The sequence below is a fragment of the Protofrankia sp. CiP3 genome, from assembly GCF_917627345.1.
In the GTDB taxonomy this organism is placed as follows: domain Bacteria; phylum Actinomycetota; class Actinomycetes; order Frankiales; family Frankiaceae; genus Protofrankia.
Map to the genome: position 1 here is coordinate 17648 of NZ_CAKJTM010000090.1, position 1565 is coordinate 19212.

Annotated in this window: 1 protein-coding gene and 1 pseudogene; one reads left to right on the forward strand and one right to left on the reverse strand. The window is 67.9% G+C overall.

Annotated elements, in window-relative coordinates; genetic code table 11:
- The coding region (locus MJ797_RS21410; RefSeq protein ID WP_239340082.1) for a hypothetical protein at positions 1-257 on the forward strand (257 nt) is incomplete at its 5' end.
- Here the strand turns inward: MJ797_RS21410 and MJ797_RS21415 are convergent.
- A pseudogene (locus MJ797_RS21415) lies at positions 162-799 on the reverse strand (hypothetical protein); the annotation flags it as partial. The gene MJ797_RS21410 and the pseudogene MJ797_RS21415 sit on opposite strands and share 96 nt — an antisense overlap.
- Between the last annotated feature and the right edge of the window lie 766 nt (positions 800-1565).

Genomic DNA, 1565 nt, shown 5'->3' on the forward strand with positions numbered 1-1565 from the left:
TGTGGAGCAACGTGCACGAGAAGAGGATTCCGCGCGGGCTCGAGACGCATAGACGGAGGTCGAGCCCGATCATGTTCCCGAGGAATGGCCCGGAACAGGGCGAGACGCCGACCCGCCTTGCCGGGCCGATCGCTGGATCTTGTTTGGTGATCGCTCGGCGTGGTGCCGATGCGGAGGCGCTTGCGCAGCGTTTCGGCGGAGATGGGTCGTTGGTGCTGCTGCCAGTGCAGCACGTCTTCGGCCCTGGCCCGGTGTAGCAGGTCCTGCTGGCGCGCACCCGGTGTGTTCCGGCGAGACGCGGCCCTGGCTGGCTCGCGAACCGCTACTGCCGTCGGCACGCCAGAGGTGATCGGCTCACGTAGATCTTCCGTGGCCGTCCCGGCGAGCGCGGACGTGGTGGCGGTGGCGGTCTGGATGGCTTGGAGGAGGCCGGGTCCGACCTCTGCCTACCCGATAAGGAGAAGGGGCCGACGGCGTCGAAGGCTGCTCTGCCGTAGTGGCCGGAGATGAGGGGTTCGGCGATGTTGAGGGCGAGGGTCACGGCACTGGCGAAGATGAGTAGGCATCGTGCGGCGCGGATGATGTCTGCGGGGCCGCCGTGAAGGGTGAGGTGGCGTGCGCCGAGGAGGAGCCCGACGACGGAGAGATCGACTGCGGGTGCCACGAGGATCGCGACGTAGGTCGGGACGCCCAGACGGATGCCGAGTGTGGCGACGTTGCCCAGTCCGAAGAGGAAGGTGAGCCCGACGACGGTTCCCACGATCACTGTCACCGTGCGGGCGGTGCCGTTCGGACCCACCAGGTCTACGGAACGTATGTTCGATTCAAGGTGTGAGGCTGCCGGCTGGGTGGTCACGGGGCATCGTCCCTGGCCAGGAGCCTCGTGGAGACCGGTCGGACCGTGATCTCGGGACCCTGAACCAAGATCAAATGGTTCTTATTGTGGTGCGTTAGGTCCACCAGGATCGCCTATGGTACAGGCGCTTCTTGTCACGCGGCCGGCTGTCCGAGGCGCTGAACCCCACGTTTACCCCACGGTTTCGATCCTTGTCGTCGTCGGTCGATGGTGCTCGATGGCGCGCGTCAGCAGGCCCGGACGGAGTCACCGACACCCGTTATGTGATCGTCGCCAGCTCCGCTGGAGGCCGGGGTTCCGCCTCCCGGCACGGGCCGGGGTGCGGAGAGCGGGTGGCGCTCTGCCGGCGCCCGGATTGTCCTGTCCCGGATGCGTGTGAGGGCTTGCGGGCCTAGGGTGGCGGTGACGGAGAGCCTCAACTCTGGACGGGACCGTGAGTCTGATCGCGTTGGTGCGCCCGGCCGCCTGTCCGCGTTCCATGGACCGGGACCGGTCCTGCGCGGGTCCTCTCGGTCGCCCCCTGTCGTCCCTTCTGCGCATGTCTCGCCTAGTAGGACGCCGTGGCCTGGAAGGAGTCTGACGCCCGCATGGCGGCGTTCGACGTTCTCGCGCGGCTCGGGGCCGAGACCCCACCGGATCTGGAGCTGCTCCGGTTCGGGGAGAACGCGCTTTACGCGTACCGGGACCGGGGCCTCGTGCTCCGGGTGGC